Source organism: Kitasatospora sp. NPDC023118, assembly GCF_055560875.1.
This window is the reverse complement of the sequence record NZ_JBVHHW010000011.1, coordinates 1-26,960: the sequence shown is the minus strand read 5'-3', so window position 1 is coordinate 26,960 and position 26,960 is coordinate 1. Positions and strand designations below refer to the sequence as shown.

Below are 26,960 nucleotides of genomic sequence, written 5' to 3'. Positions count from 1 at the left end.
TTGCGGAATCGTCACGGAGTACCCGCCCGGGGCATTACCGGCGGTTCTTCTCGGCCGGTTTCCGGGTCGGCGTGTACTCGGCCTGTACGAAGCGCCGAGGCGGGCCGGGAACAGGGGAGCGGGTGATGCGGTCATGCCCGACGAGTCGGGCGCGCGGTCGGGGTCCGGAGGAGGGGTGGCGGGCCGGGGCCGGGCGGGGCGGGCCCGGCACCCGGTCGGGCGTACGGCGGCCGGGCGCCCTGGTGCGGGGCCTCCGCCGGGAGGGTGTTCGGAGCACCCTCCGGGATGCGGTAATGTTTTCCCTGCACCCGGGCGATTAGCTCAGCGGGAGAGCACTTCGTTCACACCGAAGGGGTCACTGGTTCGATCCCAGTATCGCCCACCGGAATGCATTGTGATATGTGAGGCCCGGCCGATTATCGGCTGGGCCTCACATGTATTTCCGGAATCCGCCTGAAGCGCCGTGGGTAATCCGGCTGAGGCCCAGTCATCTTCCGTGCGGAGCGCGAGTTCTGCGGATGTGCCAGCCCTGCCCCGGAAGGGGCGAGTTGTACGACCACCCCCGAATGGTGCTATGGTTCTTCTCGTTGCCCGGGCGATTAGCTCAGCGGGAGAGCACTTCGTTCACACCGAAGGGGTCACTGGTTCGATCCCAGTATCGCCCACCGGACAGCACGCAGGCCCTGACCAGGAACCGGTCAGGGCCTGCGGCGCGTTCGGGACCGCCACCCGCTACGCCGCCGCCTCGCAGCGGTGTTCGGGCTCCAACCGACGGCCGCAGCCGCACCGGGCCGGCCGCAGCGGCCAGGACAGGTCCACCCGCTCCGGCGTCCCCGAGCGGTCGAACCAGCTCTGCAGCCCGCGCGCCTGAGCCGCGTGCCAGACCGCCTGCCGCAGGTGCAGCTCCGCCGCCGTCAGCCCGCCCAGCGCCGCCGGGTAGCGGGCGCCTATTCGCCGGGTCAGCGAGAGCGCGGCCGTCGCGTCCGCCGCCGCGTCGTGCGCCCCGGCGAGATCGACGCCGTAGTGCGCGCACAGGTCGGTCAGCGTCCGGCGACCCTTGCGGTAACGGTCCACGTGCTTGTCCAGCACCCGCGGATCCAGCACCACCAGCCCGGCGCCGTCCAGCCCGCCGGTCAGCGTCAGCCCGTGGTGGCGGCGCAACTCCCGGTCCAGCAGCGTCAGATCGTAGGGCGCGTTCATCACCACCACCGGATGCCCGGCGCGCGCCTGCGCCGCCAGCGCGCGGGTGACCTCCGCCACCACCGTGCGGGCCGGCCGGCCGTACGCCCGGACCCGCTCGTCGGTGATGCCGTGCACCGCGCGGGCGCCGTCCGGGATCGGCACGCCCGGATCGGCGAGCCAGGTGGTGGTCTGCGCCGGTGCGCCCGGGGAGAGTTGGACGACCAGCGCGGCCGAGACGATCCGGTCGTGCTCGACGTCCACGCCGGTGGTCTCGGTGTCGAAGGAGGCGAGTGGGCCGGTGTACCAGTGCTGCTGCATGACTGCCCCTCAGGCGTGCGTTCCGCGCCCTGGTGATACCCGGTTCTGACGCCCGCTCAACCCGTTTGGCCCAGGCCCGACCGGGGATCCTGCCCAAGACTGGCCCGTTCTATTGACCGGTCCGTCCGAATCCGGACGGACCCGGAGCCGGGGGAGGCCACGGGGCGATGGCACTGACACAGCCGCAGCCCGACGGGGCGGCGGCCGCACTGCGGGGGAACCTCGCGGTCACCGCCTGCATGGAGACACTGCAGGTCGGCTATCTGCACGCGGTCGCCGCCGCGGCCGGCTGCTCGCTCTCCCAGCCCTTCCCGGACAACGGCATCGACTGGCAGGTCAGCCACGGCTCCCGGGCGCACGAGGTGGACGACGAGGTCACCATCAAGATCCAGCTCAAGGCCACCCAGCAGATCGCGCCCGACCCGGCCGGGCCGTTCTTCAGCTTCACCCTGGACAACGACCACCTGCGCAAGCTCGCCCGCGCCCGGGTCGCCGTCCCGCGCATCCTGGTCGTGATGCTGCTGCCGCGCCGGGTCGACCACTGGCTCCGGGCCCGCCCGGACGCCCTGGAGCTGCGGCACTGCTGCTACTGGGTCAACCTGGCCGGCCACCCGGTCACCGGACAGCGGCGCACCAACGTCCGAGTGCCCACCGACAAGGTCTTCGACGACCGCGCGCTCTGCGACATCATGGCCCGGGTCGGCGCGGGCGACAGCCCGTGACCGCCCGGCCCCGGCAGCGAGGAACTGGACCCATGACCCTGCCGCACGGACCGGACGACCCGTCCCAGGCCCTGCCGGACCCGGCCACCGTCGACCCCGCGGTGCTGACCACCCTGCTCGCCCGGCACGGCTGGGTCCGACGCGGCGGCCCCGCCGCCCGGTACGGACGCTGGACCCCGCCGGACGACGAACCCGGCACGAGCCTGCTCGTCCCCGCCGGGGACGGCTTCGACGACGCCGTCGACCTCCTCGCCGACGCCGTCACCGCCCTCTCCCGCTCCCGTACCCCCTCCGCCCGCCCGATCCTGCTCGCCCTCGCCGTCCCCGGCGACGAACTGCGCTGGCGCCGCGAACGGCCCGGCCCCGCCGACGCCACCCCCTGGGACGACGCCGAGCGGCTCCAGCGGGCGGCCCGCGCGATGCTCGCCGCCGGGGCCAAGGCCGGCCGGACCACGGCCGCCTGCTTCGGCGCCCGGCTGGACGGCCTCGCCGGGGACTTCCTGGACCGCGTCCTGGTCGTCGAACAGGGCGTCATCGACCAGGGCGCCGCCCTCACCGCCTACACCCCCGCCCCCGAGGGCCGGACCGCCGTCACCACTCTGGTCCGAGCCCTGGAGGCGCTGCGCGAGGCCGTCGACTACCGCCGGGTCAGCGGCGGGCCCGAGGCCTTCGAGAACGCCGTCCGGTCCGGGGTCAGCCGCGAACTCGTCCAGTCCGTCGAGGACCTGGTGCGCGGTGCGACCGCGGCCCGGCTCACCGTCGCCTGGTCGCCCGCCGCCGGGATCCCGGGCGGCTTCGGGGACCGCCGGATCGACCTCGACTTCTCGCCCGGCGACCTGCCCGCCCTGGCCGAGGCCGCCGAGTTGCTGGAGCGGATCGAGCCCGCCGTCGACGTCACCGTGGTCGGCGTGGTCGTCCGGCTCAAGCGCGCCGACCCGTCCGGGCCCGGCTCGGTCCGACTGCGGGTGCTGGGCGGCGCCGAGGTCCGCGAACTCAAGCTGCGCCTGCCCGACCCCGACTACCGGCTCGCCGCCGAGGCCCACCTCTGCGGAGTCCCGGTCCGGGTCTCCGGCCGCCTGGAGCGCCGCGACGGCTTCCGCCGGCTGACCCGGCCGCACGGCCTGGAGCTGTGCGGCTGGGACGAGGGCGACCGCGAGCAACTGCTGAAGGGGCTCCAGGACGGAGGGGAGGGGGCGTAGAGCCTGTCTCTTGGGTTTTGTCGGGCCCGGCAAGGGCCCATGAGACAGGTCCTGAGTTCACGGTGCGGGTGACGCTCTCGGTACCATCGTCACGCGCAGCGCAGTGTTGCGTCCTCTGAATCCAGCACGTCAGGAGAGACCGGTGACGGACGTCCGGGTAATCATCAGCCGCGAACCCGATCGGGAAGAGCGCGTGGTGACGACGGGCACTACGGCCGCCGAGCTGTTCGCCGACGACCGCTCGATCATCGCCGCCCGCGTCGGCGGCCAGCTCAAGGACCTCGCCTACGTCCTCCAGGACGGCGACGAGGTCGAGCCGGTCGCGATCGGCAGCAAGGACGGCCTCGACATCCTGCGCCACTCCACCGCGCACGTCATGGCCCAGGCCGTGCAGCAGCTCTACCCCGAGGCCAAGCTCGGCATCGGCCCGCCGGTCAAGGACGGCTTCTACTACGACTTCGACGTCGAGAAGCCCTTCCACCCCGATGACCTCAAGGCCATCGAGAAGAAGATGCAGGAGATCATCAAGCGCGGGCAGAAGTTCTCCCGCCGCGTGGTCACCGACGAGGCCGCCCGCGAGGAGCTGGCCGCCGAGCCGTACAAGCTGGAGCTGATCGGTCTCAAGGGCTCCGCCGCCACCGCCGGCGAGGGCGCCGACGTCGAGGTCGGCGCCGGTGAGCTCACCATCTACGACAACCTGGACGCCAAGAGCGGCGAGCAGTGCTGGGGCGACCTCTGCCGCGGCCCGCACCTGCCCAGCACCCGCCACATCCCGGCGTTCAAGCTGATGCGCAACGCGGCCGCCTACTGGCGCGGCAGCGAGAAGAACCCGATGCTGCAGCGCATCTACGGCACCGCCTGGCCGACCAAGGACGAGCTGAAGGCCCACCTGGACTTCCTCGTCGAGGCCGAGAAGCGCGACCACCGCAAGCTCGGCAACGAGCTCGACCTCTTCTCCATCCCCGAGGAGATCGGCTCTGGCCTCGCCGTCTTCCACCCCAAGGGCGGCATCATCCGCCGCGCCATGGAGGACTACTCGCGCAAGCGGCACGAGGAAGAGGGCTACGAGTTCGTCTACACCCCGCACGCCACCAAGGGGAAGCTCTTCGAGAAGAGCGGCCACCTCGACTGGTACGCGGACGGCATGTACCCGCCCATGCAGCTCGACGAGGGCGTGGACTACTACCTCAAGCCGATGAACTGCCCGATGCACAACCTGATCTTCGACGCGCGCGGCCGCTCGTACCGTGAACTGCCGCTGCGCCTCTTCGAGTTCGGGACGGTGTACCGGTACGAGAAGTCGGGTGTGGTGCACGGCCTGACCCGTGCCCGCGGTTTCACGCAGGACGACGCCCACATCTACTGCACCCGCGAGCAGATGGCGCAGGAGCTCGACTCCACGCTGACCTTCGTGCTCAACCTCCTTCGCGACTACGGTCTGACTGACTTCTACCTGGAGCTGTCCACCAAGGACCCGGTGAAGTACGTCGGCAGCGACGAGACCTGGGAGGAGGCCACCGCCGTCCTGGCGAGCGTGGCCGAGAAGCAGGGCCTGCCGCTGGTGCCGGACCCGGGCGGCGCGGCCTTCTACGGCCCGAAGATCTCGGTGCAGGCGAAGGACGCCATCGGCCGTACCTGGCAGATGTCGACCATCCAGCTGGACTTCAACCTGCCGGAGCGCTTCGACCTGGAGTACACCGCGGCGGACGGCTCGCGTCAGCGGCCGGTCATGATCCACCGCGCGCTCTTCGGTTCGATCGAGCGCTTCTTCGCGGTGCTGCTGGAGCACTACGCCGGCGCCATGCCGCCGTGGCTGGCCCCGGTCACCGTGACCGGCATCCCGATCACCGACGAGCACGTGCCGTACCTGCTGGAGGTCGCGGCCGAGCTGAAGAAGCACGGGATCCGGGTCGAGGTGGACACCTCGGACGACCGCATGCAGAAGAAGATCCGCAACGCGCAGCGCTCCAAGGTCCCGTACATGCTCATCGCCGGTAACGACGACGTCGAGGCGGGTGCGGTCTCCTTCCGCTACCGCAACGGCGAGCAGAAGAACGGCGTTCCGCTGGCGGACGCGGTCCAGGAGATCGTGGACGCGGTGAAGAACCGCATCCAGGTGTGATGCCGTAGTCGGACCGTCACGCGCGGGGCAGGCTCTCGATGAGTCTGCCCCGCGCGGCTTTGCAAGCACCGTCGGGCGAATATGCTGATCAGCATGACGACTGAGCCGGAACTGCAGCGGGGCGTCGGTGAGCCGGACGGCTTCCGCCGCCTGTGGACCCCCCATCGGATGGCGTACATCCAGGGTGAGAACAAGCCCACCGGCCCGGCTCCGGACGACGGTTGTCCGTTCTGCTCGATCCCGTCGCTGAGCAACGAGGACGCGCTGGTCATCGCCCGGGGGAGTGCCGTGTTCGCGGTGCTGAACCTGTACCCGTACAACGGCGGGCACCTGATGGTGGTCCCGTACCGGCACGTGGCCGACTACACCGACCTGGACGAGGCGGAGACGGCCGAGCTGGCCGACTTCACCAAGAAGGCGATGACCGCGCTGCGGGCGGCCTCCGGGGCGCACGGGTTCAACATCGGGATGAACCAGGGCGCGGCGGCCGGGGCCGGGATCGCGGCGCACCTGCACCAGCACGTGGTGCCGCGCTGGGGCGGCGACACCAACTTCATGCCGGTGGTCGGCCACACCAAGGTGCTGCCGCAGCTGCTGGCGGACACCCGGAAGATGCTGGCCGAGGTCTGGCCGCAGGGCTGAGCCCGCCGCACGCGAAGAGGGGCCCGCCACCGAGGAGTTCGGTGGCGGGCCCTGCTCCGTGCGCGGCGGGCTCAGCTGGCGTTGAACGTGTCGACGTCGTACGGGCGGCTGCCCTGCGCCTCGGACTTGATGATCGAGGTGCGGTTCTTGAAGAAGCGGTCCGCGTCCAGATCGTGCTCCTGGAGGAACTCCAGCGTCGCGGTGTGCACCGCGTTGAGCACCGGGACGGACGCGTTGAGCGCGTTGTCGACCATGGAGCGGTTGTTCCACGCGGTGGCGACCCAGGAGTGCCGCAGTCCGAAGGGCTCGGGCAGGCCGAGGCCGCCGCCGAGCCAGCCGAGCAGGCCGGGCATCCGGTAGAAGGGGGCTCGGACGGCCTGACGGACCACCTCGTCGTTGTCGATCAGGGGCAGCTTGACGGTGCGCTCCTCCCAGAACTTCACCGTCTTGGCGATCGTCTTCTCCTTGTCCTTCGGCTTGTCGAAGAAGACGCCCTTGACCGGGCCGAGCGCGTAGCCGGCCACCGAGATGCTCAGCACGTTGGCCAGCAGGGTCACCGTGACGGTGAAGGTGATGACCAGCTTGCCGTCGTGGGTGATGAACTGGGTGGCCAGGTAGTGCCGGGGGCCGCCGGGGAAGGTCTGCTTGTCGGCGATGCTCTGCACGGCGAAGTCGCGCATCCGGTCGCCGTCCATGTCGGCGTTGCCGGGGCGGCTGATCTCGTCGGCGCCCTCGCTGATGTCGAAGACCACCCACTGCTTGATGTTGACGTTGGGGATACCGCTGTTGGCGACGTGGCTGACGCCGAGGCCCTTGAGGTGGGCGGAGATCCGGCGGACCAGGTCCCAGGGGTGGAAGGCGCGGAAGTCGGCGTGGCCCTCGGCGGGGTGCAGGGTGTCGGCCAGGCGCCACTCGCCCCAGCGGCGGCCGGCGCCGAGGATGCCCTTCGGACCGGCGTAGTGGTGGACGTTGGTCTCCTGCTCGGCGTCCAGGCGGCCGAGCTTGTCGCGCAGGTCGTTGGCCTTCTTGTCCAGGTCGTCGCGGGGGACGGCCTTGGCCACGGTGGCGGCGACCGCGCTGCCCTCGACCAGGTCCTGCCAGCGGGCACGCAGGTCCTTGGCGAAGCGCTCGACGATCCGGCGGGCGAGGTACCAGCCGATCACCGGGGCGAGCATGGTGATCCGCAGGTAGAGGCCCAGGACGCCGACGGCCGGGGGGCGCAGTGCGAGCAGGATCGCGAGGGCGGCCGCCGCGATCAGGGCGAGGCCGCCGTAGACGTCGGCGCCGCGGGTGTTGTCCCGCTTGAGCCAGGCGCGCAGTTGGAAGGCGCCGAGCCAGATCAGGGTGCCGGGGAGGAAGAGCAGGCCGGTGACGACGGTGACGGTGCTGAGCTGCCGGTCGCGAGCGCTGCGCAGTTCGTCGGCGGCCAGGCAGTGTTCGACGACCTGCCGGGTGTCGACGCCGAAGGAGGGGACGAGGGGCTTGCGGTCGCCGTCGAGGGCGCGGGAGATCAGCGCCTTGCTGAAGGCCTCGCCGAGGTTGGGGCGGAAGAGGGCGAAGCGGCCCTTCTTTACCTTGGCGTCGGTGACGTCCTCGACGAACTTGTCGATCTCGCCGTCCCGGTAGGCGGCTGAGGAGAGCGCCTGGGTGACGGCGGTCTGCGGGCCGGCGTCGGTCCGGGGTATCTGCGCACCCGGGGTCATGTCGAGTGTGGTCACGGTGGCGTCCCCTCCTCCCCTTGTCAGCGGCAGGTTACCGTGCCGTGGCACCCCCGCGCGGATGATCGTCTGAAGTACCGTCACAAACCGTCACGATCGAGCCGCACCCGGCCTGAGAGGCATGATGCCCAGCTTCGGCCCGGTCGATACCCGTCTGAACCGGCCGTGTCGGGGTGGAGGAGGATGGGGGGCGAAGGCATGACGAAGGGGGCTGTTGTGAAGGATCCGGTGCTGGTCTTCGACGGGGACTGCGCGTTCTGCTCGTCCTGCGTGCGGTGGGGGGAGAAGTACCTGCGGCAGACGCTGGCCTCGGGGGGCTGGGAGGCGGTGCCGTTCCAGTTCGCGGAGCTGTCGGAGCTGGACGCGCTCGCGGGCGGCCTGGGCGAGGTGTCGGCCGAGCGGGCCGAGCGCGAGGTGCTGTGGGTGACGCCGGCGGGCCGGGTGTACGGGGGCGCGCAGGCGGTGGCGCGGCTGTTGATGCGCTCCGGGGGCGCGTGGGCGTACCTGGGGGCGGTGTTGACCCTCGCGCCGGTGCGGCCGGTCGCGGCCCTGGCGTACCGCTGGGTGTCGCGCAACCGGCACCGGATGCCGGGGGGTACGGCGGCGTGCGCGCTGCCGCGGCGCACCGGGGCCGCTCAGTCGGTGTAGCGCTCGGCCAGGGCGGTGGGCATGGGTTCGTGGCGCAGGTAGGCGCGGGAGAACTCGGCGGTGCCGTGGGTGAGTGAGCGCAGGTCGACCGGGTAGCGGGCGAGTTCGAGCTCGGGGACCTCGGCGCGCAGCAGGGTGAGGCTCGGCCCGCCCGTCTCCGTGCCGAGGACCCGGCCGCGGCGGGCGGAGAGGTCGCCGAGGACGGCGCCGAGGTACTCGTCGGGCAGCAGGACGCTGACGGCGGCGACGGGTTCGAGCAGCCGGATGACGGCGTGCCCGGCGGCGTCGCGCAGGGCGAGGGCGGCGGCGTTCTGGAAGGAGGCGTCGGAGGAGTCGACGGAGTGCGCCTTGCCGTCGGTGAGCGTGACCCGGACGTCGACGAGCGGGTGGCCGGTGGCCACGCCCTTGGCGAGTTGGGCGCGGATGCCCTTCTCGACGGAGGGGATGAAGTGCTTGGGGACGGCGCCGCCGACGACGTGTTCCTGGAACTCGAAGCCGGAGCCGGCCGGCAGGGGTTCGACCTCCAGGTCGCAGATGGCGTACTGGCCGTGGCCGCCGGACTGTTTGACCAGGCGGCCGTGGCCGGCGGCGGCGGTGCCGAAGGTCTCGCGCAGGGCGACCTTGGGCTCGACGGTGTCGACGTGGACGCCGTGGCGGGTGCGCAGCCGGTCGAGGACGACCTCGGCGTGGGCCTCGCCGGTGCACCAGAGGACCAGCTGGTGGGTGTCGGGGTTCTGTTCCAGGCGTAGGGCCGGGTCCTCGGCGGTGAGCCGGGTGAGGGCCTGGGAGAGCTTGTCGTCGTCGGCCTTGCTGTGCGCCTCGACGGCGATGGGCAGCAGGGGTTCGGGGACGGTCCAGCCGTCGAGTTCGACGGGGTGGCCGGGTTCGTGGACGGTGTCGCCGGCCCGGGCGGTGGTGAGTTTGGCGGCGCAGACGAGGTCGCCCGCGACGGCGTGCGGGACGGGCCGCTGGAGTTTGCCGAAGGGGCTGGTGAGGCCGGTGACGCGCTCGTCGCCGTTCTGGTCGGCGGTGTGGGCGGGGCCGACCAGGTGGATCCTGGTGTCGGGGCGCAGGGTGCCGGCGTACACGCGCAGCAGGCTGATCCGGCCGACGTAGGCGTCGCCGGTGACGCGGACGACCTGGGCGGCGAGCGGGGCGTCGGGGTCGCAGTCGGGGGCGGGGCGGGTGCGTTCGGTGGGGTCGGGGAAGGTGTGGGCGATGAGGTCGAGGAGTTCGGCGGCGCCGAGGCCGTTCTCGCTGGTGGGGACGGCGGGGTGGAGGGTGCAGGCGAGGACTTCGCGGCGCAGGCCGGCTTCGAGGGAGTCGGTGTCGAGGGTGTCGCCGGAGAGGTAGCGCTCCATGAGGGCGTCGTCCTGGCCGGAGATGGCCTCGACGAGGCTGTCGTGGGCGGGGCCGGTGTCGGGGAGCGGGGCGGCGTCGCCGTAGGTGTCGCCGGTGAGCAGGTCCACGCTGCCGTCGGGGTGTCCGTTGTGGAGGACGGGCAGGAAGAGCGGGCGCAGGGTGTCCGGGCCGAGCCCGAAGGCGTCGTGGCAGGCGGTGAGGATGTCGTCGAAGCCGGTGCGGGCGAGGTCGAGTTTGGCGACGGCGATGGCGCGCGGGATGCCTTCGGCGGTGCACTCGTGCCAGAGCGCGCGGGTGGGGGCGGTGACCGGGTCGGTGGCGGAGACGACGAAGACGGCGGCGTCGGCGGCGTGCAGGGCGGCGCGCAGGTCGGCGGTGAAGTCGGGGTGGCCGGGCGGGTCGATCAGGTTGATCTTGACGCCCTTCCATTCGAGCGGGAGCAGCGAGAGCTGGACGGAGCGCTGCTGCTGGTGCTCGATCTCCTCGTGGTCGGAGACGGTGGTGCCGTCGGTGACGCGTCCGGCGCGGCCGGTGGCGCCGGCGGCGAGGGCGAGGGATTCGGCGAGGGTGGTCTTGCCCACACCGCTGGAGCCGATGAGGACGACGTTGCGCAGGTCCCGGGGGCCGGTGACGGCGGGCGCCTGACCGGCTCGTGCCGTGCTGCGGTCGGGCATCGGGGTCTCCTCCCGTAGCGCCGAGGCTGTCTTTGGCAGTCTAGGGTCGGGTGTCGCGTCGGCGCGTGTCGTGCGGGTGATCGGTGACCGTCCGTGTGTGGGCTGTGGCCGGTGTGCCGTCCGGCGGTGCGTGCGCCGGAGCGTGTTCCCGGCGTGGCTACGATGGGTGCGCCGGGCGGGCTCATTCGTCCGGCCGTCTGCTGCGCGCGCTGCGCCAGGCGGGTACCTGGGAGATCGGAGCGGCTGGGAAGGCCATGCTCAACAAATACGCGCGTGCCTTCTTCACACGTGTTCTGACCCCGTTCGCCGCGTTCCTGATCCGGCTGGGCGTGAGCCCGGACGCCGTGACGCTGATCGGTACCGCCGGTTCGGTGGCCGGTGCGCTGGTGTTCTTCCCGCGTGGGGAGTTCTTCTGGGGCACCATCACGATCACGCTGTTCATCTTCTCGGACCTGGTGGACGGGAACATGGCCCGTCAGCTGGGTCGGAGCACCAAGTGGGGGGCGTTCCTGGACTCCACGCTGGACCGGGTCGCGGACGCGGCGATCTTCGGCGGTCTGGCGATGTGGTACGCGGGCAAGGGCGACAACAACCTGCTGTGCGCGGTGGCGATCTTCTGCCTGGCCAGCGGTCTGGTGGTGTCGTACACCAAGGCGCGGGCGGAGAGCCAGGGCCTGCCGTGCGACGTGTCGGGGCTGGTGGAGCGGGCCGAGCGGCTGGTGGCCAGCCTGGTGGCGGCCGGGGTCGCGGGCCTGCACAAGTTCGGGGTGCCGTACGTGGAGTGGCTGCTGCCGGTGGCGTTGTGGCTGGTGGCGGCGGGCAGCCTGGTGACGGTGTTCCAGCGGATGCTGACCGTGCGCCGGGAGGCGTTCGAGGCCGACCGAGCGGCGGCCGGGAGCTGATGGGGGGCGTCCTGCGGTGACGGACCGATTGGTGTACTGGGCGTACGCGCTGGGGTGGGCGGTGCTGAAGCACCTGCCGGAGCCGGTGGCGCGGGGCCTGTTCGACCGGCTGGCGGACTACGCGTGGCACCGGCGCGGCAAGCGGGTGCTCCAGCTGGAGGCCAACCTGCGCCGGGTCCGTCCGGGGCTGGACGAGGCCGCGCTGCGGTCACTGTCGCGGGCCGGGATGCGCTCGTACCTGCGGTACTGGATGGAGTCCTTCCGGCTGCCGGTGTGGAGCCGGGCCAGGGTCGCCCGGGACGTCCGGGTGGAGGGCTTCGAGAACCTGCGGGGGCCGATGGAGGCCGGGCGGGGCGCGGTGATAGCCCTGCCGCACATGGGCAACTGGGATCTGGCGGGCACCTGGGTGGCGCAGCAGGGCTACCCGTTCACCACGGTCGCCGAGCGGCTGAAGCCGGAGCGGCTGTTCGACCGGTTCGTCGCGTTCCGGGAGGGCCAGGGCATGGAGGTCCTCGCGCTGACCGGCGGTTCGGTGAACGTGATCGGCACGCTGGCGCGGCGGCTGCGCGAGGGCCGGCTGGTCTGCCTGGTGGGGGACCGGGACCTGTCGGAGGCGGGCCTGGAGGTGTCCTTCTTCGGTGAGGCGACCCGGATGCCGGCCGGGCCTGCGGCGCTGTGCCAGCGGACCGGGGCGGCGCTGCTGCCGGTGACGCTCTGGTACGACGGCCCGGTGCTGCGGGCGCGGATCCACCCCGAGGTGGTGGTGCCCGAGGAGGGCGACCGCAAGGCGAGGACCCTGGCGATGACCCAGGCGATGGCGGACGTGTGGGAGCGGGGCATCCGGGAACACCCGCAGGACTGGCACATGCTGCAGAAGTTCTGGCTGGCCGACCTGCCGGTCCGTGAAACGGTGAAGGGGACGCCCGCGGTGCGCGCGGAGGCGGCGCCGGAGCCCGCGGCCGAGGCCCCCGGGTCCTGAGCCCGCCCGTACGACTTGTCCGAAGGAGCTTGAGGAACCCGTGAAGATCGGCATCGTCTGCCCGTACGACTGGGACGTCCCCGGTGGGGTGCAGTTCCACATCCGGGACCTGGCCGAGCACCTGATCGGTCTGGGCCACCAGGTGTCGGTGCTGGCGCCGGCCGAGGACGACGAGGCGCTGCCGCCGTACGTGGTCTCGGCCGGGCGGGCGGTGGCGGTGCCGTACAACGGCTCGGTGGCGCGGCTGAGCTTCGGCATCCTGTCGGCGGCACGGGTGCGGCGGTGGCTGCGCGAGGGCCGCTTCGACATCCTGCACGTGCACGAGCCGGCCTCGCCGAGCCTGTCGATGCTGGCCGCCTGGTCGGCCACCGGGCCGATGGTGGGCACCTTCCACACCTCGAACCCGCGCTCCCGGGCGATGATCGCGGCCTCGCCGATCCTGCAGCCGGGCCTGGAGAAGATGCGGGCCCGGATCGCGGTGTCGGAGTACGCCCGGCGCACCCTGGTGGAGCACCTGGGCGGGGACGCGGTGGTGATCCCGAACGGCGTGGACGTCGGCTTCTTCGCGGACGCCGAGCCGGACGGGCGCTGGACGGGCAACGCGGCCGCGGGGGAGCCGGGCACGATCGGCTTCATCGGCCGGATCAACGAGCCGCGCAAGGGCCTGCCGACGCTGCTGGCGGCGCTGCCGAGGATCCTGGCCGAGCGGCCCGGGGTGCGGCTGCTGGTCGCGGGCAAGGGGGACGAGGAGGAGGCCGTCGCAGGCCTGGCGCCCGAGGTCCGCGAGCAGGTGGAGTTCCTCGGGATGGTGTCCGACCGGGAGAAGGCCCGGCTGCTGCGCAGCGTGGACCTGTACGTGGCGCCGAACACCGGCGGGGAGAGCTTCGGGATCATCCTGGTCGAGGCGATGTCGGCGGGCGCGCCGGTGCTGGCCAGCGACCTGGACGCGTTCAAGCAGGTGCTGGACGGCGGGGACGCCGGGGAGCTGTTCCCGGTGGAGGACGCGGAGGCGCTGGCCCGTACGGCGCTGCGGCTGCTGGGCGACCCGGCGCGGCTGGAGGAGCTGGGCAAGGCGGCCTCGCGGCACGTGCGGCGGTTCGACTGGTCGACGGTGGGCGCGGACATCCTGGCGGTGTACGAGACCGTGACGGCCGGGGAGGCGGCGGTGGTCGAGGAGGACGTGCGCAGCGGGCGGCGCGGCCGGTTCGGCCTGGCCAGGGACTGACGGACGGGCTGGTCGGCGGGCCGGCAGGCCGGTCGGTGGTGGCGGGCCCGCGGCGCGGCCGGATGTCCGTGGCGCTAGGGTCGGGCGACAGCACCACCGCGATTCATGGGGGCAACGATGCCGCAGATCTCCGTCGACTACTCGGCCGGCCTGGCCGGCACCTTCGACCGGGCGTCGCTCGGCCTGGCGATCAACCGGCTCGCGGAGGAGACCATCGACGCGAAGCCGGGGTCGTGCAAGACGGTGTTCCGCCGGAGCGAGCTGCTCGTCGTGGGGACGACCGGGACCCCGGCCGACGCGCAGGTCTTCGTGGAGTTCCAGGTCTTCCCCGGCCGCACTCCGGAGGCGAAGGCGGCGCTGAGCGAGGGCGTCCTCGCGCTGCTGGCCGAGCACGTGAAGCCGGAGCCCGGGGTGCGGATGTTCACCGCCGTGAACATCGCTGACATCGATCGGGGGAGCTACCGCAGCGCGACCGCCCAGGGGTGAGCCGGTGACACCCGGTAACGTAGCGGCCCGTGACTACCTGGATCTGGGCCGGCGTGGCCGTGGTGCTGTTCGGCATGTACCTGAGTTGGACGGCCGGGCGCCTGGACCGGCTGCACGCCCGGATCGACGCCGCGCGGGCGGCGCTGGACGCGCAGCTGGTCCGTCGGGCCTCGGTGGCGGTGGAGCTGGCGACGTCCTCGCTGCTGGACCCGGCCGCCTCGCTGCTGCTGTTGGACGCGGCGCACGCGGCCCGGCAGGCCGACGACGAGCAGCGCGAGGTGGCGGAGAGCCAGCTGAGCCTGGCGCTGCGGGCGGTGTTCGAGGAGCCGGAGCAGGTGGCGGCGCTGATGGCCGAGCCGGGCGGCGAGGACGCCGTTCGTGATCTGACGGCCGCGGTGCGCCGGGTGCCGATGGCCCGCCGCTTCCACAACGACGCGGTGCGGGCGGCGCGGGCGGTGCGCGAGCACCGGCTGGTGCGCTACTTCCGGCTGGCGGGGAAGGCGCCGTTCCCGCTGGCCTTCGAGATGGACGATGCTCCGCCGCCCGCGCTCACCCCCGAGGGGGCACCTGCTTAGGCTGTCCCCGGATACGGCCCGTTTGTCGCATCCCGTCGTCCGGGCTGGACTGGGTGGCACATGGAGGGGCCACCCGTTCCGCCTACCATAGGGCGATAGCACTGGTTCATCTTCGAGTGAGGTCTCACGTGTCCACCACCCCCACCACCGCAGACCAGCCGCAGATCGGTACCGCCCGGGTCAAGCGCGGCATGGCCGAGCAGCTCAAGGGCGGTGTGATCATGGACGTGGTCAACGCCGAGCAGGCGAAGATCGCCGAGGACGCCGGCGCGGTGGCCGTCATGGCCCTGGAGCGGGTTCCGGCCGACATCCGCAAGGACGGCGGCGTGGCCCGCATGTCCGACCCGAACATGATCGAGGAGATCATCAACGCGGTCTCCATCCCGGTGATGGCCAAGTCCCGCATCGGCCACTTCGTCGAGGCCCAGGTCCTGCAGTCGCTCGGTGTCGACTACATCGACGAGTCCGAGGTGCTGACCCCGGCCGACGAGGTCAACCACTCCGACAAGTGGGCCTTCACCACCCCCTTCGTCTGCGGCGCCACCAACCTGGGCGAGGCCCTGCGCCGCATCGCCGAGGGCGCGGCCATGATCCGCTCGAAGGGTGAGGCCGGCACCGGCAACGTCGTCGAGGCCGTCCGCCACCTGCGCCAGATCAAGAACGAGATCGGCCAGCTGCGCGCCCTGGACCACAACGAGCTGTACGCCGCCGCCAAGGAGCTGCGCGCCCCGTACGAGCTGGTCAAGGAGGTCGCCGAGCTCGGCAAGCTGCCGGTGGTGCTGTTCTCCGCCGGTGGCGTGGCCACCCCGGCCGACGCCGCGCTGATGCGCCAGCTGGGCGCCGAGGGCGTCTTCGTCGGCTCCGGCATCTTCAAGTCGGGCGACCCGGCCAAGCGCGCCGCCGCCATCGTGAAGGCCACCACCTTCTACGACGACCCGAAGATCATCGCGGACGCCTCCCGCAACCTGGGCGAGGCCATGGTCGGCATCAACTGCGACACCCTGCCGGAGACCGAGCGCTACGCCAACCGCGGCTGGTAATCACCCCTCCCGCCCGTAGATCGGCTCAGGCCCGCCGCGGCGCCCCGGCGCGCGGCGGGCCGTGCCGCGTATTTCCGTAGTAACGATCGATTGAGGTTGAAGACCGTGAGCACTCCAGTCATCGGCGTCCTCGCCCTGCAGGGCGACGTCCGCGAGCACCTGGTGGCGCTGGCCGAGGCCGACGCGCTCGCCCGTCCGGTGCGCCGTGCCGAGGAGCTGGCCGAGGTCGACGCGCTGGTGATCCCCGGCGGGGAGTCCACCACCATGTCCAAGCTGGCGCTGCTCTTCGGCGTGATGGACCCGGTGCGCGAGCGGGTCGCCGCCGGGATGCCGGTGTACGGCACCTGCGCGGGCATGATCATGCTGGCCGACAAGATCCTCGACGGTCGGGAGGACCAGGAGGCCGTCGGCGGCATCGACATGACGGTGCGCCGCAACGCCTTCGGCCGCCAGAACGAGTCCTTCGAGTCCGGGATCGCCTTCAAGGGCCTGGACGACGCACCGGTGCACGGCGTCTTCATCCGCGCCCCCTGGGTCGAGGCGGTCGGCGCGGGTGTCGAGGTGCTGGCCGAGCTGCCCGCCGCGGACGGCCCGGAGGCCCGGATCGTGGCCGTGCGCCAGGGCAACCTGCTGGCCACCTCCTTCCACCCGGAGCTCACCGGCGACCACCGCGTGCACGCCTACTTCGTGCGGATGGTCGAGGAGCACCTCGCCGCTCGGTAGGGCACCCGTAGCCGTGTGCGCCTTACCGGTGACGACACCGGTAAGATCTCATCTGTTTCATTTCCATTTGGCGACGTAAAGGAGCTGGCGATGTCCGGCCACTCTAAGTGGGCTACCACCAAGCACAAGAAGGCCGTGATCGACGCCAAGCGCGGCAAGCTCTTCGCCAAGATGATCAAGAACATCGAGGTGGCGGCGCGCACCGGCGGTCCCGACCCGGCGGGCAACCCGACCCTCTACGACGCCATCCAGAAGGCGAAGAAGAGCTCGGTCCCGATCGACAACATCAACCGCGCCGTCAAGCGCGGTGGCGGTCTGGAGGCCGGCGGTGCCGACTACCAGACCATCATGTACGAGGGCTACGGCCCGAACGGTGTCGCCGTCCTGATCGAGTGCCTCACCGACAACCGCAACCGCGCCGCCTCCGACGTGCGCGTGGCGATGACCCGCAACGGCGGCTCGATGGCCGACCCGGGTTCGGTGTCGTACCTGTTCACCCGCAAGGGTGTCGTGATCGTCCCCAAGGCCGACGGCGTGGACGAGGACAAGCTGTTCGAGATCGTCCTCGACCAGGACCCGGAGGAGATCAACGACCTCGGCGACTCCTTCGAGATCGTCTCCGAGGCCTCCAAGATGGTCGACGTGCGCACCGCGCTCGTCGACGCCGGCGTCGACTACGACTCGGCCGAGGCCAACTTCCTCCCGAGCATGCAGGTCGAGCTGGACGTCGACGGCGCCCGCAAGATCCTCAAGCTGATCGACGCGCTCGAGGACAGCGACGACGTGCAGAACGTCTTCGCCAACTTCGACATCTCCGACGAGGTCGGTGCGCAGCTCGACGCCGAGTGACACGGCATCGATTGATCGATGGCGAGTGATCGTTCTCACTGACCGGCCCGGTGGTCCCAGGACCGCCGGGCCGGTGTCGTCGGCGGGGTTGTCGGACCCGGACGGTAGCCTGCGGAGGTCCTTCGGCGGGTGACGGACAGCGGAGAGGCGGGGCATGACGTGCGGGTGCTGGGTGTGGACCCGGGGCTGACCAGGTGCGGGGTCGGCGTGGTCGAGGGCGCGCCGGGCCGGCCGCTGCGAATGGTCGGGGTGGGCGTGGTGCGCACGCCCGCCGAGGCCGAGATCGGGCAGCGGCTGCTGCTGGTCGAGCAGGGGATCGAGGGCTGGCTGGACGAGCACCGGCCCGATCTGGTCGCCGTCGAGCGGGTCTTCGCCCAGCACAACGTCCGGACCGTGATGGGGACGGCCCAGGCCAGCGCGGTCGCGATGCTCTGTGCCACCCGGCGCGGCATCCCCGTCACCCTGCACACCCCCAGTGAGGTCAAGGCCGCCGTCACCGGCTCAGGCCGGGCGGACAAGGCGCAGGTCACGGCCATGGTGCAGCGGCTGCTGCGGCTGGACGCCCCGCCCAAGCCCGCCGACGCGGCCGACGCGCTGGCGCTGGCCATCTGCCACATCTGGCGCGGCGGGGCGACCAACCGCCTGGAGGCCGCGGTCAAGGCCGCCCGCTCCACCTCGCGCTCCGTGCCTCTGAAAGTCCCCTCTATTTCTGTGAAAGGCAGGCTTCGGTGATCGCCTTCGTGCAGGGCCCCGTGGCGGCCATCTCCTCCGGCGTCGCGGTGGTCGAGGTCGGCGGGGTCGGCATGGCCGTGCAGTGCACCCCGAACACCCTGGCCGGCCTGCGGCTGGGCGAGCCGGCCCGGCTGGCGACCTCGCTGGTGGTCCGGGAGGACTCGCTCACCCTGTTCGGCTTCGCGGACGACGACGAGCGCTCGGTGTTCGAGATCCTGCAGGCCGCGCCGGGCGTCGGCCCCAAGCTGGCGCAGGCGATCCTCGGTGTGCACAGCCCGGACGCGCTGCGCGCCGCGGTCGCGGGCGGGGACGAGAAGGCGCTGGTCGCCGTGCCGGGCATCGGCAAGGCCAAGGCGGCCAAACTGCTGCTGGAGTACAAGGACAAGCTGGGCGCCCCGCACGGCGCGGTGCCCGCCCAGAAGCCGATCGCCGCCGGCCCGGCACCGTGGAGCGAGCAGCTGCACTCCGCGCTGACCGGCCTGGGCTACGCCCCTCGTGAGGCGGACGAGGCGGTCGCGGCCGTCACCCCGGAGGCGGAGGCGCAGCAGACGCCGGACGTGGGCGCCCTGCTCCGGCTGGCGCTGCGCGGCCTCAACCGCGCCCGCTGAATCCCCCCTGACGATCTGTCTGTTTGTCGACAACGGAGACTTTGGAGCCCGCGAGGATGTACGACTCGGAACCTGCGGACCGGCTGGTCACGGCCGCCGCCGACGGCGAGGACCAGGCGGTGGAGGCGGCGCTGCGCCCCAAGGTGCTGGACGAGTTCATCGGCCAGGAGCGGGTGCGCGAGCAGCTGTCCCTGGTGCTCCAGGCCGCCCGCAAGCGCGGCAGCGCGCCCGACCACGTGCTGCTGAGCGGGCCTCCGGGGCTCGGCAAGACCACCCTGTCCATGATCATCGCCGCTGAGCTGGGTGCCCCGATCCGGATCACCTCCGGCCCGGCCATCCAGCACGCGGGGGACCTCGCGGCGATCCTCTCCTCGCTCACCGAGGGCGAGGTGCTCTTCCTCGACGAGATCCACCGGATGTCCCGGCCGGCCGAGGAGATGCTCTACATGGCGATGGAGGACTTCCGGGTCGACGTGATCGTCGGCAAGGGTCCGGGCGCCACCGCCATCCCGCTGGAGCTGCCGCCCTTCACCCTGGTCGGCGCCACCACCCGGGCCGGGCTGCTGCCGCCCCCGCTGCGCGACCGCTTCGGCTTCACCGGGCACATGGAGTTCTACGCCCCGAACGAGCTGCAGCGGGTGGTGCACCGCTCGGCCGCCCTGCTGGACGTCGAGATAGACCCGGCCGGCGCGGCCGAGATCGCCGGGCGCTCGCGCGGCACCCCGCGCATCGCCAACCGGCTGCTGCGCCGGGTCCGCGACTACGCCCAGGTGCGGCACGACGGTCAGGTCAGCGCCGAGATCGCCGCCCAGGCGCTGGACGTCTACGAGGTGGACGCCCGCGGCCTGGACCGGCTGGACCGCGCGGTGCTGGACGCACTGCTGCGGCTGTTCGGCGGCGGGCCGGTCGGTTTGTCGACACTCGCGGTCGCCGTGGGGGAGGAGGCCGAGACGGTCGAGGAGGTGGCCGAGCCCTTCCTGGTCCGCGAGGGCCTGCTCGCCCGCACCCCGCGCGGGCGGATCGCCACCGCCGCCGCCTGGCAGCACCTCGGCCTGACTCCACCGGTACAGACCCCGCCGGTCCAGACCACCCGCGGCGCGGCGACCGCCCAGCCGGAGCTGTTCCCGGCGGACGGAAGTTGACCGGCATGGGCTGAACGGGTGAGAGGTGTCCACCGGTTCCCGGCGCCCGGCCAGGCGCCGCAGGGCGGGGAGGAGCCAGGGGAGAAGTCCGGGGAAACTGTGCAGGCGGAGGGTCGCCACTTTCGGCGGCAGGATGCGATGCTTGGCGTTGTCCGATCAGTTCGGGGTCGCCTAGACTCCGCCGGACCGCCCCTCTCACCTGACGGGCCGACCCATACCACACAGGCCGCCGGCCGGCGGCCCGTAAAGGACCCTGGCTGCAGTGAACCTCATCATCCTTCTCCTCCCGATCATCGTGATCGTGCTCATGTTCCGGTCGCAGAAGAAGCGCCAGTCGCAGATGCAGCAGATGCAGACGTCGCTGGAGCCCGGGGCGGGGGTGCGCACCATCGGCGGCCTGTATGCCCAGGTGAAGGCGGTCAACGACGAGACCGTCGAGCTGGAGATCGCTCCCGGCGTGGTCACCCACTTCACCAAGAGCGCCATCGCGGCCGTCCTGGACCCCCAGGAGTACGACGCGATCATCAACGGTCGCCCCGGCGACGACGAGCTGCCCGAGCCCGAGGCCGAGGACGCGGACGCCGCGCCGGTCGAGGACAAGGCGCTGTCGCTCACCAAGGACAGCGCCGAGAAGGGCGATGCCGAGGGCGGGGCTCCCGCGAGCAAGTAGTACGGCCCGGGCAACCCGCCCGGCCGCGCGGCGCAGTGCCGCGAGCCCACAGGACCTCAGGGCCGCAGAACCGCCATGCCCCCGTCCCGCCACGAGCCGGACGGGGGTCCGGTCGGGGAGGTGGCATGGACAGGGAGAAACGAGCAAGGTGGCAACACCCAAGTCGCGCCCGCGCGACGGCTACCCAGGGCGGGCGCTGGCCCTCATCCTGGTCGTCACCGTCGGACTGGTCGCCCTCATGTTCGGGACGGGCAACACCAAGCCCCGGCTCGGAATCGACCTCGCCGGTGGTACCAGCATCACGCTGACCGCGAAGTCGACCGACCCCAAGGCGGTCAACAAGTCCAACATGGACATCGCCGTCGGGATCATCGAGCGCCGGGTCAACGGAATGGGTGTCTCCGAGGCGGAGGTCCAGACCCAGGGCTCGGACACGATCATCGTGAACATCCCCAAGGGCGGCGACCGGCAGAACGCGGCGGACCAGGTCGGTACCACCGCGAAGCTGTTCTTCCGTCCGGTCCTGGCCGTGGCGCCCAGCGGCGTCACCCCGCCCGCGCCCACCGGCACCCCGTCCGCCGGCGCCACCGGCACCCCGAGCGCCGCCCCCTCGGGCAGCGCCACCCCGTCGGCCACCGCCTCGGCCTCGGCGGGCGCGAGCTCCTCCGCCAGCCACGCGCCGACCGCCTCGGCGAGCGCCACCAAGCAGGGCCGCGCCGTCGGTGAGGCCCTGGCCGCCGAGGGCGCCAGCCCGTCGGCCGCCGCCACCGGCGCGAGCACCGCCCCGTCCGCCGCCGCCACCGGCTCTGCGGCCCCGGCCGCGAGCGGCGCCCCGAGCGCCCCGGCCACCCCGCCGAGCGCCGCCGACCTGAGCGCCGCGATGACCCAGGGCACCGTCCCGCCGGAGCTGTCCGCCGCCTTCGCGGCCCTCGACTGCTCCAAGCCCGAGGTCCGCGCCGCCCAGACCGGCGCCGAGGACAAGGCCATGGTGGCCTGCTCCCAGAAGGCCGATCACGGCTACTACGAGAAGCTGGCCCTCGGCCCCGCGGCCGTGAAGGGCGCGGACATCTCCAAGGCCCAGGCGACCCTCGACACCCAGAGCGGCGGCGGCTGGCAGGTCCAGCTGCAGTTCAACGGCGCCGGCACCGACGCCTTCTCCAAGGTCACCGGCCAGCTGGCCACCCAGACCCCGCCGGCCAACCAGTTCGCCATCGTGCTGGACAACCAGGTGGTCTCGCACCCGCAGGTCAACGGCCCGATCCCGGGCGGCAGCGCGGTCATCACCGGGCAGTTCTCCCAGACCGAGGCGCAGGACCTCTCCAACGTGCTGAGCTACGGCGCCCTGCCGCTGGAGTTCACCAAGAGCGACATCACCACCGTCTCCCCGGCGCTGGGCAGTGACCAGCTCAAGGCCGGTCTGGTCGCCGGTGCGATCGGCATGCTGCTGGTCGTCGCGTACTCGCTGATCTACTACCGCGGCCTGGGCCTGGTCTCGATCGCCGGTCTGGTCGTCTCGGCGGCCCTGACCTACTCGATCATGAGCCTGCTCGGCGGTGGGATCGGCTTCGCGCTGAACCTGCCGGCGGTCTGCGGTGCGATCGTCGCGATCGGCATCACCGCCGACTCCTTCATCGTGTACTTCGAGCGCATCCGCGACGAGGTCCGCGAGGGCGCCCCGCTGCGTCCGGCGGTCCAGCGGGCCTGGCCGCGCGCCCGGCGCACCATCCTGGTCTCGGACTTCGTGTCCTTCCTCTGTGCCGCCGTGCTCTACGTGGTCTCGGTCGGCAAGGTCCAGGGCTTCGCCTTCACCCTGGGGCTGACCACCGCGCTCGACGTCGTGGTGATCTTCCTCTTCACCAAGCCGCTGATCACGCTGCTGGCCCGGCGCAGGTTCTTCGCCGAGGGTCACCCGTGGTCCGGCCTGGACCCGAAGCGGCTGGGCGCCCGCCCGCCGCTGCGCAGCAGCCGTCGCCGTAACCCCTCCTCTGCCGCCGTGAAGGAGGCCTGACACCGTGTCACGCTTCTCCAATCTGGGCCACCGGCTCTACCAGGGCGAGGTCAGCTTCGACTTCGTCGGGCGCCGTAAGCTCTGGTACTCGATCTCCGGTGTGATCGTGCTGGTCGCGGCGATCGGCCTGGCCATGGGCCTGCACCTGGGCATCGAGTTCAAGGGCGGCTCGGTCTACACCGTGACCAAGCCGGGTCTGACCGTCTCGCAGGCGCAGGACAAGGCCGATCAGGTCGTCTCCTCGCACCCGCTGGTGCAGTCGACCGACGGCAACAAGATCCGCATCCAGGTCAGCACCGACGAGCCGAAGAGCTCCGACGAGGTCCGCTCGCAGCTCGCCGAGAAGATCGGCGTGCCGCTGGACACCGTCGAGGCCCAGGTCATCGGCCCCAGCTGGGGCAAGCAGATCTCCAACAAGGCGCTCACCGGCCTGATCATCTTCATGGTCCTGGTGACGCTCTACCTGGCGATCGCCTTCGAGTGGCGGATGGCGGTGGCCGCCCTGGTCGCCCTGATCCACGACCTGCTGATCACCATCGGTGTCTACGCCCTAGTCGGCTTCGAGGTCACCCCCGGTACGGTGATCGGGTTCCTGACGATCCTCGGTTACTCGCTCTACGACACGGTCGTCGTCTTCGACACCGTGAAGGAGAACACCAAGGACCTCACCAAGCAGAACAAGCGCACCTACAGCGAGGCGGCCAACGCCGGCCTCAACCAGACCCTGGTGCGTTCGCTCAACACCACCGTGGTGGCGCTCCTCCCGGTCGCCGCGCTGCTGTTCATCGGCGGCGGTCTGCTGGGCGCCGGCACCCTGAACGACATCTCGCTCGCGCTGTTCATCGGCCTCGCGGCCGGTGCCTACTCCTCGATCTGCGTCGCCACCCCGCTGCTGGCGCAGCTCAAGGAGGAGCAGCCGGAGATGAAGGCCCTGCGCAAGCGGGTCCTGCAGCACCGGGCCGCGGCCGCCAAGGCCGAGGCCTCGGACGCGGCGCCGACGGACGAGGGTGCGGACGGGGACCAGCCCGCGGGTATGGTCGGTCAGCGCGGTCGGGCGGCAGGTGCCGCGCGGCCCAAGGGCCGTCCGTCCACCAAGCGCTGATTCCCCAGATCCTTAAGGACACCACCGTGACCACCACCGACATCACCCTGGCCGAGCTGCTGAACAGCCGGATCCGGGACGTCCCGGACTACCCGAAGCCGGGTGTGCTGTTCAAGGACATCGCGCCGCTGCTCGCCGACGCCGAGGCCTTCGGTGCCCTGACCCGGGCGCTGGCCGACCGGGCGAAGGAGCTCGGGGCGACCAAGGTGGTGGGTCTGGAGGCGCGCGGCTTCGTGCTGGCGGCCCCGGCGGCCTTCGCGGCCGGGCTGGGCTTCGTGCCGATCCGCAAGCAGGGCAAGCTGCCCGGCGAGGTGTTCCGGCGCTCGTACGAGCTGGAGTACGGCTCGGCGACGCTGGAGGTGCAGTGCGACGCCTTCGAACCCGGTGAGAAGGTGCTGGTGGTGGACGACGTGCTGGCCACCGGCGGCACCATCGGCGCCTCGCTGGACCTGGTGAAGGAGGCCGGCGCCGAGCTGGCGGGCGTCGTGGTGCTGATGGAGCTGGGCTTCCTGGACGGCCGCGAGCGGCTGGCCGGGCACCTGAACGGCGCCCCGCTGGAGACGCTGGTCACGGTCTGAGGGACGGGCTCGGCGACGGGCCGAAGGGACGGCGGTCGGATCATCCGACCGCCGTCCTTGCGTTGACGGGCCCGGCCGGATGAACACCGGGCCGCCGGGCTCGGTACCATGAAGATTCATCCCCTCCCGGTTGTGCCCGGACCGCACGGGCCTCGGTGGAGGGTCGGCCCCGGTGCCCCGAGGAGTGTCCTTGCCCGACGAGGTTGTGCCCACGGCCGCAGCGGCCGCCCCCGAAGACCGTCCCACGCCCTCGGGGGCCACTCCGGCACGCCCGGCGCCCACCTCCTCGCGCCAGCTCGCCCCGCTCGGCCGCGGCTCCGGTACCGGCGGCGGCATGCGCGCCCGCCTGGCCCGCCTCGGCGGCCAGCGCTCCAGCGTGCTCAACCCCGTGCTGGAACCGCTGTTCCGCTCGATCCGGGCGAACGACCCCAAGGCCGACCCGGCGCTGCTGCGCGACATCGAGCGCGCCTACGCCGTCGCCGAGAAGTGGCACCGCGGGCAGAAGCGCAAGAGCGGCGACCCGTACATCACCCACCCGCTGGCCGTCGCGACCATCCTCGCCGAGCTCGGCATGGACGCCCCGACGCTGATGGCCGGGCTGCTGCACGACACCGTCGAGGACACCGACTACGGCCTGGAGACCCTGCGCAAGGACTTCGGCGACTCGGTGGCCCTGCTGGTCGACGGCGTCACCAAGCTCGACCGGGTCAAGTTCGGCGAGGCCGCCCAGGCCGAGACCGTCCGCAAGATGGTCGTGGCGATGGCCAAGGACCCGCGGGTCCTGGTGATCAAGCTGGCCGACCGCCTGCACAACATGCGCACGATGCGCTACCTCAAGCGGGAGAAGCAGGAGAAGAAGGCCCGCGAGACGCTGGAGATCTACGCGCCGCTGGCGCACCGGCTGGGCATGAACACCATCAAGTGGGAGCTGGAGGACCTCGCCTTCGCGATCCTCTACCCCAAGATGTACGACGAGATCGTCCGGCTGGTCGCCGAGCGCGCCCCCAAGCGGGACGAGTACCTGGCGACCGTCATCGACCAGGTCCAGGCGGACCTGCGCGGCGCCCGGATCACCGCCTCCGTCACCGGTCGGCCGAAGCACTACTACTCGGTCTACCAGAAGATGATCGTCCGGGGCCGGGACTTCGCCGAGATCTACGACCTGGTGGGCATCCGGGTCCTGGTCGACACCGTCCGCGACTGCTACGCGGCGCTGGGCACCATCCACGCGCGGTGGAACCCGGTGCCGGGGCGGTTCAAGGACTACATCGCGATGCCCAAGTTCAACATGTACCAGTCGCTGCACACCACGGTCATCGGTCCCGGCGGCAAGCCCGTCGAACTCCAGATCCGCACCTTCGACATGCACCGGCGGGCCGAGTACGGCATCGCCGCCCACTGGAAGTACAAGCAGCGCGCGGTCGCCGGGGCGTCCAAGGTCCGCACCGACACCCCGACCCAGGTCCGCAAGGACGACAAGGCCGGTGCCGTCAACGAGATGGCCTGGCTGCGGCAGCTGCTGGACTGGCAGAAGGAGACCGCCGACCCGGGAGAGTTCCTGGAGTCGCTCCGCTTCGACCTGGCCAGCAACGAGGTCTTCGTCTTCACCCCCAAGGGTGACGTGATAGCCCTGCCCGCCGGGGCGACCCCGGTCGACTTCGCCTTCGCGGTGCACACCGAGGTCGGCTACCGGACCATAGGGGCCCGGGTCAACGGACGGCTGGTGCCGCTGGAGTCGACGCTGGAGAACGGCGACACCGTCGAGGTCTTCACCTCCAAGGCGGAGAACGCCGGCCCGTCCCGGGACTGGCTGGGCTTCGTCAAGTCGCCGCGCGCCCGCAACAAGATCCGCGCCTGGTTCTCCAAGGAGCGCCGCGAGGAGGCGATCGAGCACGGCAAGGAGGCGATCGTCCGGGCGATGCGCAAGCAGGGCCTGCCGATCCAGCGGATCCTGACCGGCGACTCGCTGGTCACCCTGGCCCACGAGATGCGCTACCCCGACATCTCCTCGCTCTACGCCGCCATCGGCGAGGGGCACGTCGCCGCGCAGAACATCGTCCAGAAGCTGGTCCAGGCGCTCGGCGGCGAGGAGGGCGCGACCGAGGACCTGGCCGAGACCGCGACCCCGACCCACGACACCCGCCGGGCCGCGCGCCGTCGGGCCAAGGGCGACCCGGGCGTGATCGTCAAGGGCGTCGAGGACGTCTGGGTCAAGCTGTCCCGCTGTTGCACCCCGGTGCCGGGCGACCCGATCGTCGGCTTCGTCACCCGCGGCAACGGCGTCTCGGTGCACCGCGCCGACTGCGTCAACGTCGAGTCGCTGAGCCAGCAGCCCGAGCGGATGATCGACGTCGAGTGGGCGGCCACCCAGTCCTCGGTCTTCCTGGTGGCCATCCAGGTCGAGGCGCTGGACCGCTCCCGGCTGCTCTCGGACGTCACCCGGGTGCTCTCCGACCAGCACGTCAACATCCTGTCGGCGGCGGTCCAGACCTCCCGGGACCGGGTGGCGATGAGCCGCTTCACCTTCGAGATGGGCGACCCGAAGCACCTGGGCCACGTGCTCAAGGCGGTGCGCGGCGTCGAGGGCGTGTACGACGTCTACCGCGTCACCTCCGCCCGCAAGTGACCACGGCATGAGGAAGGCCCCCCAACCCGAGAGCTTGGGTTCAAGGGGTCGTCGCAACACCACCTGGTTTCAGACGGTGAGTAGATCACGTAGGCGCTCGGCTGGGGTATCCCAGCCGAGCGTCTTGC

The 26,960-nt window shown here is 71.7% G+C and carries 24 protein-coding genes and 2 tRNA genes; 23 read left to right on the top strand and 3 right to left on the bottom strand.

Features of this window, described 5'->3' with window-relative positions:
• The first annotated feature begins 310 nt into the window (after positions 1 to 310).
• Both ACZ3UD_RS16190 and ACZ3UD_RS16185 read left to right on the top strand, forming a co-directional pair.
• Positions 311 to 382, top strand: a tRNA-Val gene (locus tag ACZ3UD_RS16190).
• Between the two features lie 211 nt (positions 383 to 593).
• Positions 594 to 665: transfer RNA gene (locus ACZ3UD_RS16185), tRNA-Val, on the top strand.
• Between the two features lie 67 nt (positions 666 to 732).
• Here ACZ3UD_RS16185 and ACZ3UD_RS16180 read toward each other — a convergent pair.
• Positions 733 to 1,500, bottom strand: coding sequence for an exonuclease domain-containing protein (locus ACZ3UD_RS16180; protein WP_465587054.1), 768 nt, complete (start codon positions 1,498 to 1,500; stop codon positions 733 to 735).
• Between the two features lie 167 nt (positions 1,501 to 1,667).
• Between ACZ3UD_RS16180 and ACZ3UD_RS16175 the strand changes: the two genes are divergently transcribed.
• From ACZ3UD_RS16175 to ACZ3UD_RS16160, 4 genes are all read left to right on the top strand, one after another.
• Positions 1,668 to 2,222, top strand: a complete 555-nt coding sequence (locus ACZ3UD_RS16175) for a DUF4365 domain-containing protein (RefSeq protein ID WP_387625015.1) — start codon at positions 1,668 to 1,670, stop codon at positions 2,220 to 2,222.
• A gap of 32 nt (positions 2,223 to 2,254) precedes the next feature.
• Positions 2,255 to 3,421, top strand: a complete 1,167-nt coding sequence (locus ACZ3UD_RS16170; protein WP_465587052.1) for a hypothetical protein — start codon at positions 2,255 to 2,257, stop codon at positions 3,419 to 3,421.
• 142 nt (positions 3,422 to 3,563) lie between these two features.
• Positions 3,564 to 5,543 (top strand): threonine--tRNA ligase, encoded by a 1,980-nt coding sequence (gene thrS, locus ACZ3UD_RS16165; protein WP_465587050.1) that lies wholly within the window; start codon positions 3,564 to 3,566, stop codon positions 5,541 to 5,543.
• A gap of 81 nt (positions 5,544 to 5,624) precedes the next feature.
• A complete protein-coding gene (locus ACZ3UD_RS16160) occupies positions 5,625 to 6,185 on the top strand; it encodes an HIT family protein (protein ID WP_465587047.1) in 561 nt (186 codons plus the stop codon).
• 71 nt (positions 6,186 to 6,256) lie between these two features.
• Here the strand turns inward: ACZ3UD_RS16160 and ACZ3UD_RS16155 are convergent, their stop codons facing one another.
• The gene (locus ACZ3UD_RS16155) at positions 6,257 to 7,903 is read right to left on the bottom strand and encodes a hypothetical protein (protein WP_465587045.1); all 1,647 of its coding nucleotides are present in this window, start codon (positions 7,901 to 7,903) and stop codon (positions 6,257 to 6,259) included.
• A 198-nt stretch (positions 7,904 to 8,101) separates the two neighbouring features.
• On the opposite strand from ACZ3UD_RS16155, the gene ACZ3UD_RS16150 reads away from it, so the two are divergent.
• Positions 8,102 to 8,551, top strand: a complete 450-nt coding sequence (locus ACZ3UD_RS16150; RefSeq protein ID WP_465587042.1) for a thiol-disulfide oxidoreductase DCC family protein — start codon at positions 8,102 to 8,104, stop codon at positions 8,549 to 8,551.
• On the opposite strand, the gene ACZ3UD_RS16145 is transcribed toward ACZ3UD_RS16150, so the two are convergent.
• Positions 8,539 to 10,587 carry an elongation factor G-like protein EF-G2 gene (locus tag ACZ3UD_RS16145; protein ID WP_465587039.1) on the bottom strand — a complete coding sequence of 683 codons (2,049 nt, stop codon included), beginning with the start codon at positions 10,585 to 10,587 and terminating at the stop codon, positions 8,539 to 8,541. The two genes, ACZ3UD_RS16150 and ACZ3UD_RS16145, sit on opposite strands and share 13 nt — an antisense overlap.
• Before the next feature lie 254 nt (positions 10,588 to 10,841).
• Here ACZ3UD_RS16145 and pgsA point away from each other — a divergent pair, with 254 nt between their 5' ends.
• The 16 genes from pgsA (at position 10,842) to ACZ3UD_RS16065 (ending at position 26,832) form a co-directional block, all read left to right on the top strand.
• Entirely contained in the window at positions 10,842 to 11,489 is a 648-nt protein-coding gene (gene pgsA / locus ACZ3UD_RS16140; protein ID WP_224278759.1) for a phosphatidylinositol phosphate synthase, read from the top strand.
• Between the two features lie 16 nt (positions 11,490 to 11,505).
• Positions 11,506 to 12,468, top strand: coding sequence for a phosphatidylinositol mannoside acyltransferase (locus tag ACZ3UD_RS16135; RefSeq protein ID WP_465587036.1), 963 nt, complete (start codon positions 11,506 to 11,508; stop codon positions 12,466 to 12,468).
• A 40-nt stretch (positions 12,469 to 12,508) separates the two neighbouring features.
• Positions 12,509 to 13,693, top strand: a complete 1,185-nt coding sequence (locus tag ACZ3UD_RS16130) for a glycosyltransferase family 4 protein (RefSeq protein ID WP_465587033.1) — start codon at positions 12,509 to 12,511, stop codon at positions 13,691 to 13,693.
• A 117-nt stretch (positions 13,694 to 13,810) separates the two neighbouring features.
• Positions 13,811 to 14,179 (top strand): 5-carboxymethyl-2-hydroxymuconate Delta-isomerase, encoded by a 369-nt coding sequence (locus ACZ3UD_RS16125; protein ID WP_465587030.1) that lies wholly within the window; start codon positions 13,811 to 13,813, stop codon positions 14,177 to 14,179.
• A 29-nt stretch (positions 14,180 to 14,208) separates the two neighbouring features.
• The gene (locus ACZ3UD_RS16120) at positions 14,209 to 14,754 is read left to right on the top strand and encodes a LemA family protein (RefSeq protein ID WP_465587028.1); all 546 of its coding nucleotides are present in this window, start codon (positions 14,209 to 14,211) and stop codon (positions 14,752 to 14,754) included.
• A 128-nt stretch (positions 14,755 to 14,882) separates the two neighbouring features.
• Positions 14,883 to 15,794, top strand: coding sequence for a pyridoxal 5'-phosphate synthase lyase subunit PdxS (pdxS, locus tag ACZ3UD_RS16115; RefSeq protein ID WP_380612087.1), 912 nt, complete (start codon positions 14,883 to 14,885; stop codon positions 15,792 to 15,794).
• Positions 15,795 to 15,899: 105 nt separating this feature from the next.
• Positions 15,900 to 16,517: a pyridoxal 5'-phosphate synthase glutaminase subunit PdxT gene (pdxT, locus tag ACZ3UD_RS16110; RefSeq protein WP_380612088.1), complete on the top strand. Its 618-nt coding sequence runs from the start codon at positions 15,900 to 15,902 to the stop codon at positions 16,515 to 16,517.
• Between the two features lie 90 nt (positions 16,518 to 16,607).
• A complete protein-coding gene (locus ACZ3UD_RS16105; RefSeq protein WP_380612089.1) occupies positions 16,608 to 17,366 on the top strand; it encodes a YebC/PmpR family DNA-binding transcriptional regulator in 759 nt (252 codons plus the stop codon).
• Between the two features lie 159 nt (positions 17,367 to 17,525).
• Positions 17,526 to 18,098 (top strand): crossover junction endodeoxyribonuclease RuvC, encoded by a 573-nt coding sequence (ruvC, locus tag ACZ3UD_RS16100; RefSeq protein WP_465587502.1) that lies wholly within the window; start codon positions 17,526 to 17,528, stop codon positions 18,096 to 18,098.
• The gene (ruvA, locus tag ACZ3UD_RS16095; RefSeq protein ID WP_380612090.1) at positions 18,095 to 18,706 is read left to right on the top strand and encodes a Holliday junction branch migration protein RuvA; all 612 of its coding nucleotides are present in this window, start codon (positions 18,095 to 18,097) and stop codon (positions 18,704 to 18,706) included. The genes ruvC and ruvA overlap by 4 nt, the downstream gene beginning before the upstream one ends.
• Before the next feature lie 56 nt (positions 18,707 to 18,762).
• Positions 18,763 to 19,848 (top strand): Holliday junction branch migration DNA helicase RuvB, encoded by a 1,086-nt coding sequence (gene ruvB / locus ACZ3UD_RS16090; RefSeq protein ID WP_465587023.1) that lies wholly within the window; start codon positions 18,763 to 18,765, stop codon positions 19,846 to 19,848.
• A 262-nt stretch (positions 19,849 to 20,110) separates the two neighbouring features.
• On the top strand, positions 20,111 to 20,518 hold the full coding sequence (yajC, locus tag ACZ3UD_RS16085; RefSeq protein WP_465587021.1) for a preprotein translocase subunit YajC: 408 nt from the start codon (positions 20,111 to 20,113) through the stop codon (positions 20,516 to 20,518).
• Positions 20,519 to 20,666: 148 nt separating this feature from the next.
• Complete coding sequence (secD, locus tag ACZ3UD_RS16080) at positions 20,667 to 22,526, top strand: protein translocase subunit SecD (protein ID WP_465587018.1); 1,860 nt, start codon at positions 20,667 to 20,669, stop codon at positions 22,524 to 22,526.
• A 4-nt stretch (positions 22,527 to 22,530) separates the two neighbouring features.
• On the top strand, positions 22,531 to 23,628 hold the full coding sequence (gene secF / locus ACZ3UD_RS16075; RefSeq protein ID WP_465587016.1) for a protein translocase subunit SecF: 1,098 nt from the start codon (positions 22,531 to 22,533) through the stop codon (positions 23,626 to 23,628).
• Between the two features lie 26 nt (positions 23,629 to 23,654).
• A complete protein-coding gene (locus ACZ3UD_RS16070; protein WP_465587014.1) occupies positions 23,655 to 24,206 on the top strand; it encodes an adenine phosphoribosyltransferase in 552 nt (183 codons plus the stop codon).
• 172 nt (positions 24,207 to 24,378) lie between these two features.
• Positions 24,379 to 26,832, top strand: a complete 2,454-nt coding sequence (locus tag ACZ3UD_RS16065; RefSeq protein ID WP_465587011.1) for a RelA/SpoT family protein — start codon at positions 24,379 to 24,381, stop codon at positions 26,830 to 26,832.
• Positions 26,833 to 26,960: the final 128 nt, after the last annotated feature.

What these genes read in the sequence shown, in the direction of transcription:
- ACZ3UD_RS16160 (WP_465587047.1), top strand. Translation starts at nt 5,625, where the DNA reads ATGCTGATCAGCATGACGACTGAGCCGGAACTGCAGCGGGGCGTCGGT.
- ruvB (WP_465587023.1), top strand. Translation starts at nt 18,763, where the DNA reads ATGTACGACTCGGAACCTGCGGACCGGCTGGTCACGGCCGCCGCCGAC.
- ACZ3UD_RS16180 (WP_465587054.1), bottom strand. Translation starts at nt 1,500, where the DNA reads ATGCAGCAGCACTGGTACACCGGCCCACTCGCCTCCTTCGACACCGAG.
- ACZ3UD_RS16170 (WP_465587052.1), top strand. Translation starts at nt 2,255, where the DNA reads ATGACCCTGCCGCACGGACCGGACGACCCGTCCCAGGCCCTGCCGGAC.
- ACZ3UD_RS16125 (WP_465587030.1), top strand. Translation starts at nt 13,811, where the DNA reads ATGCCGCAGATCTCCGTCGACTACTCGGCCGGCCTGGCCGGCACCTTC.
- ACZ3UD_RS16175 (WP_387625015.1), top strand. Translation starts at nt 1,668, where the DNA reads ATGGCACTGACACAGCCGCAGCCCGACGGGGCGGCGGCCGCACTGCGG.
- ACZ3UD_RS16105 (WP_380612089.1), top strand. Translation starts at nt 16,608, where the DNA reads ATGTCCGGCCACTCTAAGTGGGCTACCACCAAGCACAAGAAGGCCGTG.
- pgsA (WP_224278759.1), top strand. Translation starts at nt 10,842, where the DNA reads ATGCTCAACAAATACGCGCGTGCCTTCTTCACACGTGTTCTGACCCCG.
- ACZ3UD_RS16145 (WP_465587039.1), bottom strand. Translation starts at nt 10,587, where the DNA reads ATGCCCGACCGCAGCACGGCACGAGCCGGTCAGGCGCCCGCCGTCACC.
- ACZ3UD_RS16150 (WP_465587042.1), top strand. Translation starts at nt 8,102, where the DNA reads ATGACGAAGGGGGCTGTTGTGAAGGATCCGGTGCTGGTCTTCGACGGG.